This is a genomic window from Colwellia sp. MEBiC06753 (assembly GCF_053470325.1).
Genome location: NZ_JBQMTM010000016.1, coordinates 80110 through 96822, shown reverse-complemented (window position 1 = coordinate 96822; position 16713 = coordinate 80110). Strand labels below are relative to the sequence as shown.

Here is a 16713-nt window from a genome sequence, read left to right as displayed (position 1 = left end):
CGCCTGACTTGCGCTCCTTCGTCGCTAAGTTTAACCAAGCATTATCTGCTTTTTATTGGGGCGTTAGGTGTAATCGAAAGTAAGGAGGCGCTTATGGCGGATAAATATCGAGGTTCATGCCTTTGTGGTAATGTGAAGTATGAGCTTTTAGGTGAGTTCCAGTCTTTCTTTTTATGTCATTGTACTCGTTGTCAAAAGGGTACAGGCTCAGCTCATGGTGCAAATTTGTTTGCTAAAGCTGGCACCTTAAATTGGTTAAACGGTGAAAGTGATGTCAGAACGTATAAGCATCAAAATTCATTTCATGCAAAAAGCTTTTGCTCAAAATGCGGGTCTGCACTCCCAACGTTTGCAGAAAGTATTAACAGCGTAGTAGTTCCGGCAGGCAGCCTCGATAGTCCAGTTCCAATTACGCCTACTGCTAAAATCTTTGTTGGTAGTAGCGCTAAATGGTCTATGAAATTGTGCGATGTACCTAGCTACGAAAAGCTTCCAGAATAAGCTAAGAGCTAAACACATAACAAACGATTCAAGCAAGCCCCTAACGCTTTCGGTTTGCGTTGAGTTTGGTGTTTACTACGTGATGCGGGAAGTGAGTCAGGGCGTTTCGGGCTACTTAATAGGGAGTTGCTTAGTTAGTCCGCAAAAATGTTAGAATATCGCCTTTAAAATCTTTATCTAAATAATCGGTATGTTCTGGTTTAGAAAACGTGGATACAAAACCAAGTCCAAGTAGTTTTTTCGCCAATTTGTTTTTTCTACCTCTGCCTGGATCTACGATTATCACTTCGCACTCAGGGTTTGAATGCTCCTGAATGAAACTCGTGAGTAATTCAACGTGCTCATCTTCATACAGCAGATCGCTGCCTATTATTAAGTCAAAGTGCCCTAGAGTATCATCGTTATCTGCCCAGCCGGTTCTTTCAAAAGTTATTGCGTTGTCCCCATTAAGCTTAGTGTTTCTGTTTAAAAAATGTTTTGTTTCGGGGTGATAATCAGTTGCTGTAATATCTACATTCTTTTTATTCAGCAATAAACTACTTAGAGCAGTTCCACAGCCAATTTCAAGAACTCGTTTTGTACCAATAGCATAGTTATTCATGTAATGCGCGAGTACTAAACTTGACGGCCAAATAATTCCAAAAATAGGCCAGGCTGCCGAAGAAATTCCTAGTTTATCGGCAATCCCGTCAGGGTCGTAAAACTCTTGCTTGCTACGTAGCGTGCATAGGTGAATATCTATATTTCCAAACTCAATAGTTTGGTAGCATACGCGTAGATTTGTCATTTGGCTGCCTCAAAAAGTGAGCGCTCAGCCAACTATCAAGGATAAATGACAAAACGAATGGCCTATTAGATTACAGTGATTGGCTGAGAGTGCAATGCATTTAACAAGAGATGCAACGGATCGCAAAAAACTCTCACTTGTTTTGCCAAATAAAAACGGCTAAACAACAGCAATTTTTTTGGCAGCTGAGCCGAACGTTAAGCTATTTAGAGAATTTTGTGGCTAGTTCAGAATGGTTCTATTTAACAATGACTTTCACCTCAAGTAACACTGGTTGTAATTTTGTTTGTCAAAAACTAATAAAAACAAATGGACGCATTGCTTGTGAGACTGCCTTCGTCCATCCCCTAATTCAATAACGTCTGTTGAGCCCATAACTCTGTCAAAGGCTGAATCAAGGTATTTGTTTAAAAGAAAGTGAAGTTTAGGCTCTATCTGCTTTATTCCAACTAGAAAGCTTTAATAATTACCGCCTTTGTTTCTACTGTTTCATCATGTTGTTTTTAATGTGCTGTAGCAAAGTTGTAGGTACATTGAGGTAAAACCACATATTTATATAATGTGACCTACGGTTATATCTATAGCTCTAACTTAAAATGAAACTTTTCATGGAGTTTGGTTAGCATATTAACAAAATGAGTTTTATTAATATCGTAATGGCCAAACTTTAGCGTGTATCGGCGCTCAAAATTATTTTTGCTTTTAACATCTAACCAGCAAGTATTTGCTTTTAAATCTACGTAAATGCAATCTATTTCTTTCCACAACACTACAGTAAACGCGTCGGGACGCCCAAACTTGATCGCAGTATCTGAGATAATTAATAAACGCTTCTGTACATGTTGGTCAATTAAATAAAATATAACTCCCAGCAGGGGGCCAAAAAATACAGTAAGGTAAACAACATCCGCTTTACTGGTAATGTTTTTAACTCCATTGACTTCAAATGCGTAAATCAATACTGCCGACATCAAAAACATGGGGAGTGCAATAAGGTACACCCCCCAAATAGCTCTGAAAATATTTTGGTATACTTCTTCTTTCATTGCTTAAGGCCAAATATTTCTATTCGGCTAACCTTTGGTAAGTAACTTCTCAGTCAGTGTTAATAGGTGGATATTCAACCTGTAGCTAATCAACTTACTAGATTAGTTAAAGTTACCATTGGCTAATTTGGTTATATAAGAAGTGTCGTTTAAATTGTTACCTTTTACTCGACATGAAGGGTATGGCATACACAATGGAATGATAATATCTTTTGCGGAAGCTGAAGTATTTATTACGTCTTTGCCAATTGATGCAGCTTGTGCAGAAGTCGACGTCATTGATGGTGCGTTAAATAAAACAACAGTAGTTAAGATAAGTGGTAATTTAGTATTAAATTTCATGGTTGTTAGGCCTTTTAGTTAAGTTAGTAAAACGACCTAAATAATTCAGCAAAACACGGTATCTCCGGTACCTGCTTTTACCTGCTTTTCCCTTAAATAACTGTTTTTATCGATTATTTTTGACTTTTTAAGACAACCTCAGCGATGTAAGTATCGTTCAATGCTTGTTTGCTGAAGTAAAGGTTGTTACCAGTGAAAGTTACATCATAAATCGTCTGAAAAGCTGTTATGTCTATTGGTTGATACTTTTCACCCTTATTAAGGTATAAATTACCTTCATATCGAAAAAAGACTTGGCCATGATAAATAGCCCATTCATCATTATGTATGAGGTTCACATTCTGCAATATATGCTTATCAGAAAACTCTTCATTTGAGCTTTCGACAAAAATTCCAGATTGATTTTCTTTTGTTAGGTACTTTTGGTTGGTTTGGCAGTCAAACTGTATACCAGAAACATTCTCGCGTTCTTTATTAATTACCTTGCTTTTAATGTCGAGTGATGAAAGCCCCCAGATATTATTCATTTTAGATGACAAATATAATTTATCTTGATTACACGACCAGGTTAAATTTCGGTATTTAACTGGCGTGTCTGAGGTATTCATAATGACTTTTGATTGTTCTAAGTCCACTTCTCTTATTTCAATTGCCCCATCTTTTAAGTAGGCGAGATAGTTTTCTGAAGGCGATAGTATTAGGTCTGAAATTTTTGTTTGTATCGTATAGTTACTAACTTGTATTTGTTTGCCATCATAGGCTATCCATATTTGATTTAGCCCACTTCTATTTGAAATAAAATAACTGGCTTTGTCATTTTTCATTATTGCCGGGCTGTAATCATCAAATGTAGAGTTGATAACAGTTTGGATCGAAAAGTCAGTTGGATCTAAGCGCTTAATGTCACTCTGATAGATGTTGCCATAACCAATATACATTTTACTGTCGTTTGTAGTGCTAATTGAATACGCAGCCTGTTCTAGTGTTGCTAGTTGATGCTTAGTCTTAGATTTAAACTTAAACTCTGCAATTGTATTTCGTCCGTCGATAAAAAATACTGAGTTCCCATCAGGAGCCCAACTAACGTTAAACATAAGGTGTTCATAATCAAAGTAGCGTTGTCTAGAGCCGTCTTGCAAATCCAAAATATCAAGGTGACTGATATAAGATGCATCTGTGTTTAATATCGCTAGCTTAGTAGCGTCGGGGCTAATATTAATACTGTAATCACCATAACCATCACTTTCACTTACTGTCATTGACTCGACATTACCAGTTCTTAGATGCATTCGTTTTACAATGCTTGGCGAACTGATATCACTTTTAAAGGTAAAATACAGCCAATCTTCATTGTTATCTATTTGCGGTTGACTCTCACTCGGCTCTACACCACAAGAAATAAGGTTTTCTGGAGGTAAAAATTGCTGTTCTTGAAAGAGTGCTCGGCTTATCCAACATTGCCCATTGTCAAATGATGAAAAATACAGTGCTGTGCCACGACTATTCCAATTGGGCGATGTTGAATAGTCGCTAGTGATTAAGTCTAAATATTCGTTGGTATGAAGGTTTTTTACTTTTACTGATAACCGCTCTAAACCTGTTTGAGAGTGGCTAAAGGCGAGGTATTTTCCATCTGGTGACACTGCAGGCCTTAATTCAACGCCTTCGATATAGGTTTTAGGTAACGGAGTAACTTTTATCGGTGCAAGTGTTTGTGTTTTAGATGTTATTAATGCGAGCAAGAAAGCTAAAAAAATTAAGCTTGCACTAGCAATTAGCCATTTGAAGCGCGTTCGTTCACTTTTAGTGTGGTTTTTTGGCGCAGTGCTCTTTTGTTCATTTTCTTGTTCACTTGTTTGTTCATTTACTAGAGTGGGAGCTAAATCTTGCTCAATCGCAATGATCTGTCCTCTAAGCAGGTATCCTTCACCATGCTCATTAAATAAGTATTCATCTTTGCCCCAATTTAACTTGTCTCTGAGTCGCCTAAAGGCTGATGAGTAGGTTTTTTCTTCAATCAGCTTTCCCTTCCATACGGTGTCTTTTAACGTAGCATGAGGAACAACGTTGCCAGGAGAATGAAGCAATAAGGTTAGAATTTTCGATTGGATAGGGCTTAACTTTACGGTGTTGCCATCATCAAAGGTTGCAACTTTATGCTTTAAATCAATGGTTACGTTACCTATTTTGTATAGTTCTGCCATTAAGCTACCGTAAGTGGATAATTTAAAAATCTAAAAAAGTTTAACCCGTCAATAGTAACTAGCGAATCAGTTACAGTGATGATTTAAACAACTAAATTGTAAAATAACGAAGCAGCTTTTTAAGTTAAGTATGTCTGCGACAAAATCGCTGCTTTAAGCCTGCATTCTTACACATTTTAACGCGAGGGCAAAATGAAACACCGCCGTTTGCCTAGTCTTTAATCGAAAGTATAAATTTAAAAAGTAATTGTATGATTTTTGAATTATTTTAGATTAAGACGCTAGATGTTTTGAGAACAAAATTACAGGAATTTATTTATATTGATTCTTATGAGATTAGTTTTAAACATAAAGGTTTATTTGATATAGCGGAGTGTATATGAAAATTTTTTTAGTAAGTTTACTCAGTTTTCTCATAGGTTTAGTCATGGCAGGCTATGTGGCTTTAACGTTTTTCGTCTATGGTGGCCAAAGTGTTGTGGCTACTGAAATTCAGTTTTATGCCAATACGCTGCAGTTAATTAATGTCAATAAACTTGATGAAGTGGTTAAACGCTCTTGCTTTGCATTACCGATTGCCTTAGAGAATAAAGCGCAATTGGACGGTTCGCTCTTCGCATCGAATTTTGAATACGGTATGACTGATAGTGGAGAGCCAATTGAGAGTTTGGCAGCCAAACACTTTGCAAACTCAGGGATTTGTCATCAGGATTAAAAGCGCTTTACCATATATAACTTGAAGAAATTTCTACATCTAACCATGTCAGCAGGTTCGCTCTTTGGAAAACTTTTATTTCCTGGTTAACTACTGTTTAAATAGCGTTTAGCTAATGTATTAACTGTTGCTCTACTTTAAGATTTGGCTAAATACGGTTTTGTTGTTGCTTTTCGCGACTGTCTAATTTAATAGCTCGCAGAAAAATTTCAATAATTTCGCAACTTTGCGTCAATTTTAAAGTCAATAATTAGGATAAGTTACAAATAATTGAGATAGATATGATGAAATGGCTTGTCTAGTATAACTTTGCTAACTAAATGACTTAGCTGCTTTTTCGATTTTTGAAACTTTCATTACTTTCACTACTTTTGCAATTCTTTCACCTAAAGTTTTGCAATTCTTGCACCTAAAGTTTTGCAATTCTTGCACCTAAAGAAAGGAACGCTATGAAAAAAATAATACTAATGTCTTTATTATTGGCCGGCTGTGCCAGTCAAGGGGTAAAACAAGCAGATCAAAATGTCATAATTAAAGAGTTTTACGCATCCGTAGAGTCTGTTGAGCAGGTAACCTTGTCATCCCATGTTAAAACCGGCATAGCAGGGGGCGCAGCTGTTGGTTTAATTGACGAGCTTGATGGTAACCATGAAGACATGATTGCAGGTGCATTAGCTGGTGCTATAGTCGGTGGAATAGTCACTGCCGTAGCCGAGGGTAGTGATCAGGCTTATCAGTATCAGCTAAATTCGGTTGACCAAGGTAAGTTTTCATTGATTCAAAAAGAGTTAATAGATCATCAGTCAGGTTGCGTTAAAGTGAGAGTGGCTAGCACAGCAACGTTGTTACCAGCACTTGTAAGCCAATGTCAGCTTAACTAAAGTTACTGATTTTTATGATTTTTCTAATGTGGCGAGAAGTCGCACTTTAAAAGGCAAATAAAAAGGCAAGAAAAAAGCCACCGTTAACAGGTGGCTTTTTAGTGTGTACGAACTACTCAACTCAATTCAATTCTATTTTATTCAACTCAATTAAATACTGTCAGGTTGATTGTCTGGCGCTGCATCAATAAAAGCATCAAGCTGGTTACAGTTCTGGTAAATCGCCATAATTTTCGGAAACTGAGTCATATCTACCTTAAAGCGCAAGGCATTAAATACTTGTGGAATAAGATAAACATCTGCCATGGTCACTTGCTGTCCGTTGCAATAAGGACCATCAGATAACTGCTGTTCTAAGGCACTAAAACCTACTGTCATCCAATGGTGTAACCAAGCCATTTTACCATCATCGCCAGCAGCTAAATCGTTCGCTACATAATTAATCACCCTTAAATTACAAATAGGGTGAATGTCACAAGCGATTTGATTACACCAACTTCTCACTTTAGCACGCTCGAAGGCATCAGTTGGCAATAACGATGTTTCTGGAAATGCTTCCTCTAACCATTCCAAAATCGCAGGTGATTGCGTAAGTACATGGCTGCCATCAATTTTTAAGCTTGGCACTAGCCCTTGCGGATTAACCGCAAGGTAGTCGGCTGACTTATGCTCTCCTTTGAGTAAATTCACTGGAATTTGCTCATATGGCACCACTTTATAGTTCAAGGCAATTCTTAAACGATAAGCGGCTGACGAGCGAAAGTAGCTAAAAAGTTCCATTAAGTTAACCTCAGTTATCTATTAAATATTCGCAGGCAAAATAGTGCTAGCCACTTCACCAAAACCAATGCGTTTGGCACCACCACGCTGACAATAGCCGCGCATAATCACGGTATCACCGTCTTCTAAGAAAGTACGAGTTTCGCCATTAGCTAAGGTAATTGGCTGTTTGCCACCTTTGGTTAATTCAAGTAATGAACCTGCTTCAGCTTCGTTAGGACCTGATTGCGTGCCGCTACCTAGTAAATCACCAGCCTGCATATTACAGCCGTTTACTGTGTGGTGTGCCACCATTTGCGCGACAGTCCAGTATGAGTGCTTAAAGTTTGAGGTTGATAGCTTGTTTTCAACATCTGAGTTTGGCGTTTTAATAAAACAATCTAACGTCACATCAAACTGGCCACGCTCAGAGTTCGTCGCTGATGTTAAGTAAGCCATCGGTTGTGGATCATTTTCATCGCGACTAAACGCTTGTCTAAATGGTGCTAATGCTTCAGTGGTAACAATCCAAGGTGAAACGGTTGAAGCAAAGTTTTTCGCTAAGAATGGCCCTAATGGTTGGTATTCCCATGCTTGAATATCACGTGCTGACCAGTCATTAAATAAACATAAGCCAAAGACATGCTCTTCTGCCGCTTCAATTGAAATTGGTTGACCAAGCGCGTTACCTTTACCGATAAAAATACCCATTTCTACTTCGTAATCTAGACGCTTACATGGGCCAAAACTTGGTTCTACAGCATCAGGTGCTTTGGTTTGGCCACAAGGGCGCGGGAAAGTTTGACCTGAAACATCAACACTTGATGCGCGACCGTGATAACCAATCGGTACCCATTTGTAGTTTGGTAATAACGGGTTGTCAGGCCTGAATAATGAACCTACGGCTGTTGCGTGGAAAATTGATGTGTAAAAGTCAGTGTAATCTTTAATTTGGCACGGCAATTTAAATTCAGCATCAGCCTGCGCCACTAAGCAAGTTTCAATTTGTGCTTGTTCAGTTGCACCTTCGCGTAATGCCCGAGATAAGGCTAAACGTAATGCACTAGAGGCTGCTGCGCCCATATCCATAAAGTCATTTAACTCAGCTTGTGAACAAGCAACTAAACCTTGTTGTGCTAGGCCGTCAAATAACGCTAGTTTAGCTAAAGCGGCTAAATCGACAATTTGATCGCCAATGGCGACACCACCACGAAATGATTGATCGCTCCCTTTTACGCGAAATGAAGCAAACGGTAAGTTTTGAATAGGAAAATCGGTGTCGTTAACATTGGCTGAATCAACCCAACTTGTTAAGTTAACGTCATGGGTTTCATTTAAATAGCTCATTTTTTATACCTTTAATTTCTTTATAATCTGTGTCGAGTAGATTTACGCGTTAGCGTTATAAAATTTTTGCAGGGAGTTCCAGCATTTTAAATAATCTTGTTGCTTAGCAGGGGTTTCGAGGGCGAATTTAGTCGGTGAAATTACATAACGCGACTCGAACATAAATGCTAAGGTGTTTTCATAGCGCTGCGGTGCAAGTTCTGCATTTGAAGCATGTTCAAAAACATCCGCTTCTGGCCCATGTGGCGTCATACAGTTATGCAAACTCATTCCGCCGGGTTCAAAGCCTGCTTCTTTGGCATCGTATACCCCTTCAATTAATCCCATAAATTCACTCATAATATTGCGGTGATAATAGGGCGGGCGGAACGTGTGCTCAGCCACCATCCAGCGGGCAGGGAAAATCACAAAATCAACGTTCGCTGTGCCTGCAGTATCTGAAGGTGATGTTAACACAGTAAAGATTGAAGGATCAGGATGATCATAGCTGACCGTATTCATGGTGTTAAATCGTGATAAGTCATACTTATAAGGTGCAGAATTTCCAACCCAAGCAACCACATCAAGTGGTGAATGATCGATATCGGCTTGGAATAAGTTGCCTGCAAATTTAGTTAGTAACTTAAAGTCACCTTCTAAGTCTTCAAACCAAGCAACTGGGTATTGGAAGTCGCGATCATTGGCATAACCATTAGCGCCAACTGGCCCACGCTCAGGAAGTTCGAGTGGCGCGCCATAGTTTTCGCAAATATAGCCACGCGCTTTACCATCAGGTAATTCAATGCGAAATTTAATGCCACGTGGTATCACTAAAATTTCACCGGGTTTAACGAATAATTTACCCAATTCGGTAAACGCCAATAGCGCACCTTCTTGTGGGACAATTAATAACTCGCCGTCGGCATTGTAGAAATAACGTGAATGCATATCGGTATTAGCGCAATAAACATGTATGCCGATCCCCGTTTGGCCTTTAGCATCGCCATTGGCGGCAATGGTAATTAAGCCATCGATAAAATCTTTATCAGTTTCAGGGTATGGCAGAGCATTCCAGCGCATGACATTCGGTGGCGTTACCGCTTCAGTAATTGGGCTGGTGCGCACTAAGCCATTATCCATTGGTGAAAAATCGCCCATAGCAATCGATGGACGAATACGATAGGTCCATGTGCGGCGGTTTTTATCACGCGGCGCGGTAAATGCGGTTGAGCTAAATTGCTCGGCGTATAAACCATATTTCACTTTTTGCGGGCTAAATTGGCCTATGGGTAAAGCACCCGGCAATGCTTCGGTTTCATGTTCATTACCAAAGCCTGTGAGATAAGTTAATTGATCAGTCATATTCTTTGCTCTCTAAGCAATATTTTTATCATGGGATAACTGCTGCACATGCGACAGTAATTTATTGGTTATGGTTCTAAGTTGCTGCTGCTGTTCAGTGGTTAACACAGCCAAAATTTCATGATTTGATGCCATTACGTTCGGCAAAATATCTTGATAACGCTTTACGCCATTGTTGGTTAGGCTAAACCTTGAACAACGAAGATCTTGTTGATCATGGGTACGTTCAACATAAGCTAACGCTTCCAGTTGCTTTAATGCGCGGCTAATTGGCATTTTTTCTAGTTGAGTAAACTGACAAAGCTCTTTTGCGGTCATTTTATCTTGCATAGCAAGCACCGCCATTACACACCATTGGTTGCGATTAAGTCCGCACGCTTGTTGATAATAAGCACCAACAAGGCGAGCAACGTGGCTTTGTAATATCGATAACTGATAAGGAAAAAATTGGGTTAAATCCAATAATGCCATTAATTGTGATTTCTTTGTGCTAGATCATAAAACCATATTAGTAACAAATGTTACTAATAGAAAGTAAATGCGGTTTTTGTTGAGCACTCAGCTTTTTAATACGCCGATAATTTGTAAAGCAGGAAATACAGTAATGATAAAAATTGAACAAATCCATCATGTTGCTTATCGATGTCACGATGCCAAAGCCACCGTTGCTTGGTATCAACAAATGCTAAATATGGAATTAATGGTGGCGATTTCAGAAGATAAAGTACCGTCGACCAAAGCGCCAGATCCTTATATGCATGTATTTTTAGACGCGGGTAACGGTAATATTTTAGCGTTTTTTGAATTGCCTAATTCACCCACTATGGGCAGAGACTTAAACACCCCTGACTGGGTTCAGCATATAGCGTTTCAAGTTAACGATCAGCAAGCACTGCTGGATGCCAAGCAAGAGCTGGAAGCGAAGGGGCTTGATGTGGTTGGCGTGACCAATCACGGTATTATCCATTCAATTTACTTTTTTGATCCGAACGGCCATCGCCTTGAGCTTACGTATAAAACCGGTACTGACCAGCAAATGAAACAGTTAAAAACGGTTGCTCAAGAAATGATAGATGAATGGGCCGTTACTAAACAAGCGCCAAAACACGCAGCTTGGTTACATCAACAAGAATTTAATCAATAAGTCGTTAATTTACCGCTGAAATCTGAAATTGTGTTTCATCAATATGGTGAAGTAGTGGCGATAATTCGTTTGGCGGTGAATTAAACCAGTAATCAACTTGGTTATTAGCAATAATCACTGGCATCCTATGATGTATTGCTGCACATTTTCCGTGAGGCTCAGTGGTTAGCGTGACCAATTGTGGTTGTGCGGGGTTATATAGGATGCCGGCCATAAACATAGGCTGATTAGTTGCCCTAGAAATTTCGTACTTTTGCTTTTGACCATTTTGACTTTTCCATTCAAACCAACTGTTAAAAGGGACTAAACAGCGGCTATGACTGAATGCTTGGTTGAGCGTAGGTTTGTTATTGATGGTTTCAGCCTTTGCGTTAATTAATAACTTTGGTGACCAACTTGGCTTTATTCCCCATTGCGCGTTCACTTGTTCAAAACCTGATGGCGGCTTGATAATAGTTGCCATTGATTGTGATGGACATAAGTTGTGATTGGTGACAGTGTTAAGCTTTAATCCTAAGGTCTCTGCAACAAACTGACAAACTGCATCGTCGATAACATTTAATCTTCCACACATTGCTTGCTCCTAGGTAACGATCATTTTGGCTGGTTAATTATTCGTTGGGTTAATTTCTTTTTGAGTTTAGCTAGGTTGGCAATAGCAGCCTTTTGCATCAGAAACGATGATGTTGGCGCGAAAACCCTTATTGAGGTTATTTAATACTGTTTGGGCGAAGCCTTGGCTATTATTGCAACCAATTCCCTGACCATATGGGCCAAAGTACAGTAACTCACCCGACTCAACAATTGCAACCGCTGGTGTTGATGGAATAGCACTATGGTTAGCCGAAACGGTAATTTGTTTAATGCTAAAGTGATGAGCTGCTTGATTATTCAAAGCCATTATATGGCCGCTACTCACTTGATCACATTGGCAGTTTGGTGATTGAAAGTGGACAATCATATTACCATTTTCGTTAAGCGCTTCAGCTAATAGATTGTCTTGAGCCAATGCAGTTAATAATGACTTTGGGGTGTGTTGAGCCAAGCCATACTCAGGATCGAACATCACTAATTGCTTATTGAGTAAATAAGCAAATGCCGTCATGGTAAATACCAGCCAAAGTATCACTATCAACAGGTGTTTTATACTGGCGATCGATTTAGTTGCCGAAATTACATTATTTAAAGCGGGCAATGCTTTGCTCCATATCTATTGATACTTGGCTGATCGCGGCGGTTTCCTTAGCGAGTAATTCGATTTTTTGAATATCTTGCTGGCTAGTCGCTCGTAAGTTTTCGGTGCTTTTGGCAATACCATCGGTTGTTGCTGCTTGTTGTTCAACTGCGCTGGCAACGTTGGTGGAAATATTATTGGCTTGTTCAACAATATTGGAGGCTTGTGCAATTTGTTGTTGTGCCCTTTGCGTGCGCTCAATCACCCCCTGGACAATTTCTATACTTGAGGACATTGATGCGGTGGTTGACTGTGAGTAACCTTGCAATAAGGTAAGGGTATTATTAATTTTATCTGTACTTTCTTTGGTTCGGTTAGCCAGAGCTCTTACTTCATCTGCCACTACAGCAAAGCCGCGACCTTGCTCGCCTGCACGAGCAGCTTCAATTGCCGCATTTAATGCCAGCAAATTAGTTTGTTCGGCGATACCGGTAATTTCAGACAGCACGGTCGATATCGCTGAAGTGGAATTTGCTAATTCGGTCACTTGATCACTGGTACTTTTAAGCGCCTCAGTTAACGTTTCATTTTGCTTAGTGATGGCAATAATTTCTTCGTTGGTGGCATGGGTGAAGTCATTGGCATTATGCATTTGTATGCTCAGTTGTTTTGCTTCCTCGGCGATTGCCGCAACGGTTACTGCCATTTGCTCTGCCGAGGTGGCAATAGCGTCAGTTTCAATTTGTCGCTCTTGAGTAGAGTTTTCGATGTCACTGTTTGCACTAGCTAGGTTGTTAGCGTTTGCATTAAGATTTTGCACTTGTAATTTAACGCCATCGATTACCGACTGCAGTAATGAAAGCAAGCGATTAAAGGCGATTAACGTTTCATTTGCTTCAGTGGCCCTAATTGATAAGTCTAAAGCCTGTTCATCTTGGGTTAGTACCATGGCAACTTCAGCCAATTCATCACCGGTTTTTTCTTCCTCAGCCACTGTTTTAGCCATGTAGCCAGCAATTACTGCTTCAGCAATTGCATATACTGCATGAATAATAACAGTGGTAAACGCTAAGCGATCAGCATCAAAAATATATACACCTGTATTGTTTGTTTGCAGGTAGTAAAAAGACAAATGATGCACGGCTACGGTTGCGACAGCGCTGATAAAAACGCGCCAATCTCTAAAAATTATTAAAAACGCCATCAAGATAAATATTTCAAAATGAACTTCTATTAAGCCATTGGTTTGGTGTATATGCAGCGCAGCAAAAATCATTGCTGCAATGGCAGAAACATGGCGTGTGAGCCAAAGTTCAGGCACGGTTTTAATAAAATAAAGTGGTACTAGTAAGGCGGGTAAGCCAATTACAAATGCTGCAATGAAGCTTTGATAGATAAAGGCTAACGCAATACTTTCTATAAATAAGCCGACAAACAGGTAGGTAAAAAGCTTGGTGGTATTGTGCATAAAATTCTCGCTAAAACTGTGTAAATAAACGAAAATCCATTTCATAAAGTAACTATAGTCAGAATCGAGAAATTCGGATCACAAAGTATTTATTTTTTAACGACTTTATTACACAGCTAATAGCTGCTTTTGTGCAAAATCGCTGAAGTTTTAAGCAATTAAGAACTATCTCGCGGGCTAAGTATATTAAGTGTTTCAAATGCGGTTAGGTGGTGTTATAAACGATAAGTTAAATATAAAAATAAATGCTTAAAGCGCGAAAGGGAAAAGGGAGTAACTCGGGCTTGGATATAGAATTACGCAATGCATTGGAAGATTTTAGCCAGCTTAATGTGCTAGTCATCGATGATAATACTTTGGTTCATGGTTTACTTACAAAAACCTTTTATAACCTTGGCATTCGAGAAATACGCTGTGCTCAAAATGCTTACTATGGCATAAGATTGTGCCAATCCATGCATTTTCATGTGGTTATTTGCTCTTTTAACGTCCAAAGTGATAAAGATGGTTTTCATCTGTTGGAAGAGCTGAAATTTAAAGGTTATGTTAACAAAAGTACGGTATTGATATTTTTAAGCTCTGATACCGATCAAAGCCTGGTTAACTCAATTATTGAACTACAACCCGATGATTTTTGGGCAAAACCCTTATCATCTGCAAATGTTGCTAAGCGATTAAAAGCTACTTTAGAAGTTAAGCAAAAACTTTTTAATATTTATCAAGCCATTGATAATAAAAACTTCTCAAAAGTTATCTATTATGCAGACCGTCATTTATTAGACGGTAGTTTGCGTCAATATCATTCAAATATTTTACGGATGAAAGGCGAAGCGTTAATTAGCTTATTGGAGCTTGCCGAAGCCGAGCATTTCTTTAAATCTTTGCTAAAAAGTTATCAGTATTCTTGGGTATATCTAGGTTACGTAAAAGCGCTATTAAAGCAGGGGAAGTTGCAAGAGATACAAAGCTTGCTTAGTGAACTTATTGAGCGTAAAGACACCCGATTTGCTACTCATGACATGTTGGCGCAGTACTACATAGAGCAAGAAAACTATAGCCTAGCTTATGAAGAAATCAAAAAAGCAACCGCGCTAGCGCCACGTAATATAGAACGAAATAAAAAATATTGGGATTTAGCCCGATTAAACCATGACCATAAAGGACAATATCAAGCAACAAAAACGATTGCACAAAATGCTAAAAATTCGGTGCATGACTCGCCATTATTGCTATTAAATGTGATCCGAGCAGGTATTGATTTGTCATGCACTCTCTCAGAGCAGAGTGCGCTACCTATATTAAAAGAAGCTGAGCGCTATATTGATACACTTGAGTCGAACTATGAGGATGCTCACTTATTTAAAGAGCAAATATTAGTGGCGCAAGCGCGAATTCATCATGTTCGTAATGAAACCGCGCGTGCTAAAAGTATTGTTGATAATCATCTTTCATTAAAAGCTAGTGTTGAAATAGAAGATAACCTAGATAAAGTTAAAGTATTTCACGAGTTAGGTATGCGTGAAGAAGCACTGATAATTCTAGAAGCTATTAAAAATCAAATATCTGGCGACTCATTAACTAGCCAAGTAGTTAATCGTTATGTAGAGCAAGAAATTGAAGAACGAAAGGAAATTCATTACACACCAAAACATCTTTATGAGATGGCAATTGAACACTTTCAGAAAAATCGCCTAAAACCAGCATTTGATGAGTTAACTAAAGCCTTAGTGTTAGCTCCCACCAATGCTAAGTACAGTATTAGTTTATTAAAGGTGTTGCTAGCGATGGATAAAGCGAATGAACTTTGTGAACAACATATTAGTGCCGCTGAACAGGCAATATCTGTGCTCGATAATATGCAATTTACAGGCAAGAATTTAGATACGGTAAGCCAATTAAAAGCGCAGTGGTTATTGGTACATCAGTAATTTAAATGAATGGCAATTGCTATACAGTAAATTGATTAGTCCAGCGTTTAAAAGCGCTGGCGCCTTGCTAAATAAAATAAGCAATCATTTAACGCCAGTTCAGGGTAGGAGGTTGCCATAAACAAACGCATATCCTGCTGGCAAATTAATTGATTACCGTTAAGGTAAAAATAATCTTCCAACTTGCCGTGATGCTCATCACCTTCAAGCGATAAATTAGCTAAACCATTTTCATCCAGCCAAGCAATGGTTTCACCATTAATGTTGGTTAGGTAATTTAATTGTTCAATATCACTACGCATGGTGATATTGCTTTGTTGTGCTTGATTGCTATAGGTAAGAGAACAGTTTTCCGCTACTTTAATTCGCATTGGCTGGTAAATAACTTCCACTGATTCTAAGTGCTCACCAGTGTTTAAATCTTCCCTTAATAAAAACCGAGTAAGTCCTTGGCAGGCTAATTCGTGTGAAATTTCTTGCTTGGCACCACCACACTCAACAGTGATCACCGGACAATCAAAAGACAATTCCATTAACGCGCCTAGCTTAATATGTGTGACTATCATAACGTTGCAGAACAAACTGGCTAAGGCTAAATGTTCGTGGCTTTGGTGACAACTTACGCTAAAGGCGGGGCTATCGCCGGAGGTATTGTGTAAATCGATAATCGCTTCAGGATTAACTTGGCGAATACTGCTAGCGATCATCTGTGCCCTAAGATAATAGTGACTTAAGCTGGTGCTACCGAAACATCGATTAAGATCAAAACCATCACTTGGAAAGCGCTGACTAAATTCTGGTTTGTATTTGGCCGCTTCCACTGAACCAATAATCACACGAACATTAATTGCAAGGTTTTCAAAGGCGTTGGTTTTTATTAGCTGGTGCAGCGCATAAAAGCCAGAAGGCTCATTACCATGTAATAATGTGGTTATTGCACGCCAAGGCAGTTGTTCATTGTTAACAAAGTCAATTACAGTAGTTGAAGTTAACTGGTGCAGCCATTGCAAAGGCGAATCTGGAATTTCAGCAGGTTGTGGGTTTTGCAAATAATCAAGTTTACTAAAATCAATCAT

General features: G+C 39.0%; 17 protein-coding genes. 5 read left to right on the top strand and 12 right to left on the bottom strand.

The window, feature by feature from the left end:
- Positions 1-93 precede the first annotated feature (93 nt).
- Positions 94-501: a GFA family protein gene (locus tag ACOB82_RS13360; protein WP_448213471.1), complete on the top strand. Its 408-nt coding sequence runs from the start codon at positions 94-96 to the stop codon at positions 499-501.
- A 130-nt stretch (positions 502-631) separates the two neighbouring features.
- Here the strand turns inward: ACOB82_RS13360 and ACOB82_RS13355 are convergent, their stop codons facing one another.
- The 4 genes from ACOB82_RS13355 to ACOB82_RS13340 form a co-directional block, all read right to left on the bottom strand.
- Positions 632-1288 carry a class I SAM-dependent methyltransferase gene (locus ACOB82_RS13355; RefSeq protein WP_448213470.1) on the bottom strand — a complete coding sequence of 219 codons (657 nt, stop codon included), beginning with the start codon at positions 1286-1288 and terminating at the stop codon, positions 632-634.
- 578 nt (positions 1289-1866) lie between these two features.
- Entirely contained in the window at positions 1867-2334 is a 468-nt protein-coding gene (locus ACOB82_RS13350; protein ID WP_448213469.1) for a hypothetical protein, read from the bottom strand.
- Between the two features lie 102 nt (positions 2335-2436).
- Positions 2437-2676, bottom strand: a complete 240-nt coding sequence (locus tag ACOB82_RS13345; protein ID WP_448213468.1) for a hypothetical protein — start codon at positions 2674-2676, stop codon at positions 2437-2439.
- Between the two features lie 113 nt (positions 2677-2789).
- The gene (locus ACOB82_RS13340) at positions 2790-4880 is read right to left on the bottom strand and encodes a winged helix-turn-helix domain-containing protein (RefSeq protein ID WP_448213467.1); all 2091 of its coding nucleotides are present in this window, start codon (positions 4878-4880) and stop codon (positions 2790-2792) included.
- A 379-nt stretch (positions 4881-5259) separates the two neighbouring features.
- Here ACOB82_RS13340 and ACOB82_RS13335 point away from each other — a divergent pair, with 379 nt between their 5' ends.
- Together ACOB82_RS13335 and ACOB82_RS13330 are read left to right on the top strand one after the other, a co-directional pair.
- Complete coding sequence (locus tag ACOB82_RS13335; RefSeq protein ID WP_448213466.1) at positions 5260-5595, top strand: hypothetical protein; 336 nt, start codon at positions 5260-5262, stop codon at positions 5593-5595.
- Positions 5596-6044: 449 nt separating this feature from the next.
- Positions 6045-6476, top strand: a complete 432-nt coding sequence (locus ACOB82_RS13330) for a hypothetical protein (RefSeq protein ID WP_448213465.1) — start codon at positions 6045-6047, stop codon at positions 6474-6476.
- 150 nt (positions 6477-6626) lie between these two features.
- Here the strand turns inward: ACOB82_RS13330 and maiA are convergent, their stop codons facing one another.
- From maiA to ACOB82_RS13310, 4 genes are read right to left on the bottom strand one after another with little or no spacing between them, the layout of a single operon-like run.
- Entirely contained in the window at positions 6627-7256 is a 630-nt protein-coding gene (maiA, locus tag ACOB82_RS13325) for a maleylacetoacetate isomerase (RefSeq protein ID WP_448213464.1), read from the bottom strand.
- A 21-nt stretch (positions 7257-7277) separates the two neighbouring features.
- A complete protein-coding gene (gene fahA / locus ACOB82_RS13320) occupies positions 7278-8582 on the bottom strand; it encodes a fumarylacetoacetase (RefSeq protein ID WP_448213463.1) in 1305 nt (434 codons plus the stop codon).
- Positions 8583-8624: 42 nt separating this feature from the next.
- The gene (gene hmgA / locus ACOB82_RS13315; protein ID WP_448213462.1) at positions 8625-9923 is read right to left on the bottom strand and encodes a homogentisate 1,2-dioxygenase; all 1299 of its coding nucleotides are present in this window, start codon (positions 9921-9923) and stop codon (positions 8625-8627) included.
- Positions 9924-9935: 12 nt separating this feature from the next.
- Entirely contained in the window at positions 9936-10394 is a 459-nt protein-coding gene (locus ACOB82_RS13310; protein WP_448213461.1) for a MarR family winged helix-turn-helix transcriptional regulator, read from the bottom strand.
- 133 nt (positions 10395-10527) lie between these two features.
- On the opposite strand from ACOB82_RS13310, the gene ACOB82_RS13305 reads away from it, so the two are divergent.
- The gene (locus ACOB82_RS13305) at positions 10528-11067 is read left to right on the top strand and encodes a VOC family protein (protein ID WP_448213460.1); all 540 of its coding nucleotides are present in this window, start codon (positions 10528-10530) and stop codon (positions 11065-11067) included.
- 4 nt (positions 11068-11071) lie between these two features.
- Here the strand turns inward: ACOB82_RS13305 and ACOB82_RS13300 are convergent, their stop codons facing one another.
- The 3 genes from ACOB82_RS13300 to ACOB82_RS13290 form a co-directional block, all read right to left on the bottom strand.
- Positions 11072-11641, bottom strand: coding sequence for an SOS response-associated peptidase (locus ACOB82_RS13300; RefSeq protein WP_448213459.1), 570 nt, complete (start codon positions 11639-11641; stop codon positions 11072-11074).
- Positions 11642-11707: 66 nt separating this feature from the next.
- Positions 11708-12172, bottom strand: coding sequence for a DUF6436 domain-containing protein (locus tag ACOB82_RS13295; protein WP_448213458.1), 465 nt, complete (start codon positions 12170-12172; stop codon positions 11708-11710).
- Between the two features lie 73 nt (positions 12173-12245).
- The gene (locus ACOB82_RS13290; RefSeq protein WP_448213457.1) at positions 12246-13709 is read right to left on the bottom strand and encodes a methyl-accepting chemotaxis protein; all 1464 of its coding nucleotides are present in this window, start codon (positions 13707-13709) and stop codon (positions 12246-12248) included.
- A 284-nt stretch (positions 13710-13993) separates the two neighbouring features.
- Between ACOB82_RS13290 and ACOB82_RS13285 the strand changes: the two genes are divergently transcribed.
- The gene (locus ACOB82_RS13285) at positions 13994-15637 is read left to right on the top strand and encodes a response regulator (protein WP_448213456.1); all 1644 of its coding nucleotides are present in this window, start codon (positions 13994-13996) and stop codon (positions 15635-15637) included.
- 47 nt (positions 15638-15684) lie between these two features.
- Here ACOB82_RS13285 and ACOB82_RS13280 read toward each other — a convergent pair whose 3' ends face one another.
- A complete protein-coding gene (locus ACOB82_RS13280; RefSeq protein WP_448213455.1) occupies positions 15685-16713 on the bottom strand; it encodes a hypothetical protein in 1029 nt (342 codons plus the stop codon).